General features: G+C 40.5%; 3 protein-coding genes. All 3 read left to right on the forward strand.

Annotation, left to right across the window (positions count from 1 at the left end):
* Positions 1–1,140, forward strand: a 1,140-nt coding sequence (gene tilS / locus ACLOR3_RS03230; RefSeq protein WP_412036981.1) for a tRNA lysidine(34) synthetase TilS, incomplete at its 5' end; no start/stop codon positions are given.
* A 5-nt stretch (positions 1,141–1,145) separates the two neighbouring features.
* A complete protein-coding gene (gene hpt / locus ACLOR3_RS03235) occupies positions 1,146–1,688 on the forward strand; it encodes a hypoxanthine phosphoribosyltransferase (protein WP_048789293.1) in 543 nt (180 codons plus the stop codon).
* Positions 1,689–1,698: 10 nt separating this feature from the next.
* The coding region (gene ftsH / locus ACLOR3_RS03240) for an ATP-dependent zinc metalloprotease FtsH (RefSeq protein ID WP_412036982.1) at positions 1,699–3,341 on the forward strand (1,643 nt) is incomplete at its 3' end.

Genomic DNA, 3,341 nt, shown 5'->3' on the forward strand with positions numbered 1-3,341 from the left:
GGAATCGACCTCGTACTTGCTCATGTCAATCATCACCAACGCATTGAAGCTGACCAAGAAGAAAGAGGAATTCAAGCAATAGCTAAAGCAAAACATCTACCGCTGAAGGTTGCCCATTTCTCTGGTCCTTTTTCTGAAAGCCGAGCTAGACAATTCCGCTATAAGTTCTTTAAAAAAGTTATGAAAGAAGAAGCTTGTAGTGCTCTCGTCACTGCTCATCATATGGATGATCAGGCAGAAACGATTTTGATGCGTCTGATTCGTGGAAGTCGTCCGCGGCATTTAAGAGGCATTCCTTTAAAACAACCATTTGGACAGGGTGTGTTGATCCGTCCCCTCTTACATTTCAAAAAAAAGGATTTTCCAGAAATTTTTCATTTCGAGGATAAGAGCAACCGGTCCTTGGACTATTTCCGTAACCGTATCCGTCATCGTTTTCTCCCACTCTTAGAAAAAGAAAACCCCCAAGTGACGAGTGCTTTGGTCAACTTAGGAGAAGATCTCAGTCATTGGCACCAGGCTTTAAAAGAGTTGACCAAAGATTTGAATCCACAAGAAGTGACACAGTTTCAAAAGCAATCACCAGCTGTCCAGATTTATTTGCTGGAAGAGTATCTAGCTAGTTTTCCAGATTTGCAATTGAGTCGGGCACAATTTGAACAATTACACAGAATAGTAGTGACTAAGTCCAATACGCAACAAGTTCTAAAGAATGGTTATGAACTTTACAAAGATTATCACTATTTTGAAATTCGGAAAATCAGTCGTAGGATGGATGACCGAATGTCAGAAGATTTGTTACAATTTGGAACCATAAAGACAGTAGGTGCTTATCGCTTTTTATTTGGAGTAGAACCAAGCGATTCATATATGGAGGCTATCCCACTTCCAAACAACCATCCAGTTTCTCTTCGACCCCGTAAAAGGGGAGATCGTATTCTGATAAACGGTCACCATAGAAAAGTTAGCAGATTGTTGATTAACCAAAAAATCCCTTTAGATCAACGAAACAATCTGGTGGTTTTAGAACAAGATAAACAAATACTGGCTATTCCTGAAATTGCGATCAGTGATTTGAGTAAGGAATTAAAAAATGGTATAATGAAGGATACAATTTATATCCAGAAAATAGATAGGTAAAAAAGATGTTAGAACAAGATATCAAAAAGATACTCATTTCCCACGATGAAATCGTGACTGCAGCACGTGAACTTGGTAAAAAACTGACAGAAGATTACCAAGGGAAAAATCCGATTTTAGTAGGGATTTTAAAAGGGTCAGTCCCATTTATGGCGGAATTGATCAAACATATTGATACGCATATTGAGTTGGATTTTATGCTAGTTTCTAGTTATCATGGTGGAACATCAAGCTCAGGCGTGATTAATATCATCAAAGATATAGACCAAGACATTAAGGACCGAGATATTCTCTTTGTTGAAGATATCATTGATACTGGTAAAACTCTTAAGAGTTTGAAAGAATTGTTTGAAGGACGTCAACCAGCGTCTGTTAAAATTGCTACCTTGTTAGATAAACCTGAAGGACGCTTGGTTGAGATTGAAGCAGATTACACTTGCTTTACCATTCCAAACGAGTTTGTTGTGGGCTATGGTTTAGACTACGATGAAAACTATCGAAACCTTCCTTATATCGGAGTATTGAAAGAAGAAGTGTATTCAAAATAGAGGAAACTAGATGAAAAATAACAAAAATAATGGTTTTGTCCGAAATCCTTTTCTGTACTTGTTGATTATTGTAGCTGCTGTTACAGGTTTTCAGTATTTCTTTGCTGGAAATAGTATCGGACAAAGTCAGCAGATCAATTATACAGAATTGGTAAAAGAGCTTAAATCAGACAACGTCAAGGAAATTAACTACCAGCCAAACGGTAGTGTCATTGAAATTTCCGGTACTTATAACAAAGCAAAAACCAGCAAAGATGATACAGGGGTTCAATTTTTCACTCCAAGTCCAAGTAAGGTAACTCGCTTCACGAGTGTGATTTTACCGTCTGATTTGACTGTTCAAGAATTACAAAACTTAGCATCCGAACATAAGGCTGACATCACTATTAAACGGGAAAGCTCAAGTGGAATGTGGATTACCATTCTGACTTCAATCGTTCCCTTTGTGATTGTCATGTTCTTCTTCTTCTCTATGATGAATCAAGGTGGTGGCGGTGGCGCCCGCGGTGCTATGAATTTCGGCCGTAACAAAGCGCGTGCTACCAATAAAGAAGATATCAAGGTTCGTTTTTCAGATGTAGCAGGGGCTGAAGAAGAAAAACAAGAACTCGTTGAAGTGGTTGAATTCTTAAAAGATCCAAAACGCTTTACAAAATTGGGTGCCCGTATCCCAGCAGGTGTTCTTCTTGAAGGCCCTCCGGGAACTGGTAAAACATTACTTGCTAAAGCAGTTGCAGGAGAAGCTGGCGTACCATTCTTTAGTATTTCAGGTTCTGACTTCGTTGAAATGTTTGTTGGTGTCGGTGCAAGCCGGGTTCGTTCTCTATTTGAAGATGCTAAAAAAGCAGCTCCAGCCATTATCTTTATCGATGAGATTGATGCTGTTGGACGTCAACGGGGAGTTGGCCTTGGTGGGGGAAATGATGAACGGGAACAAACCCTCAACCAGCTCTTGATTGAGATGGATGGTTTTGAAGGAAACGAAGGCATCATCGTGATTGCAGCCACCAACCGTTCAGATGTTTTAGACCCAGCCCTCCTTCGTCCAGGTCGTTTTGACCGGAAGGTTTTAGTTGGTCGTCCAGATGTAAAAGGACGCGAAGCTATCTTGCGAGTCCATGCTAAAAACAAACCATTAGCCAAAGATGTCGACTTGAAACTAGTTGCCCAACAAACACCAGGATTTGTTGGAGCGGATCTTGAAAATGTCTTAAACGAAGCAGCTCTGGTAGCGGCTCGTCGCAATAAGAAGGTAATAGATGCCTCTGATATTGATGAAGCAGAAGACCGTGTGATTGCTGGTCCATCTAAGAAAGACCGAACAGTTTCTCAAAAGGAACGCGAATTGGTTGCTTACCATGAGGCAGGGCATACCATTGTTGGTTTAGTCTTATCTAATGCTCGTGTTGTCCACAAGGTGACCATCGTTCCACGTGGACGTGCTGGTGGTTATATGATTGCTCTTCCAAAAGAAGACCAAATGCTTCTTTCTAAAGAAGATATGAAAGAACAATTGGCTGGATTGATGGGAGGACGTGTTGCAGAAGAAATTATCTTCAACGTCCAAACCACAGGAGCTTCCAATGACTTTGAACAAGCGACCCAAATGGCGCGTGCTATGGTAACGGAATATGGAATGAGTGAAAAACTTGG

Origin of the sequence: Streptococcus intestinihominis (genome assembly GCF_046824975.1) — a bacterium.
Lineage (GTDB): Bacteria > Bacillota > Bacilli > Lactobacillales > Streptococcaceae > Streptococcus.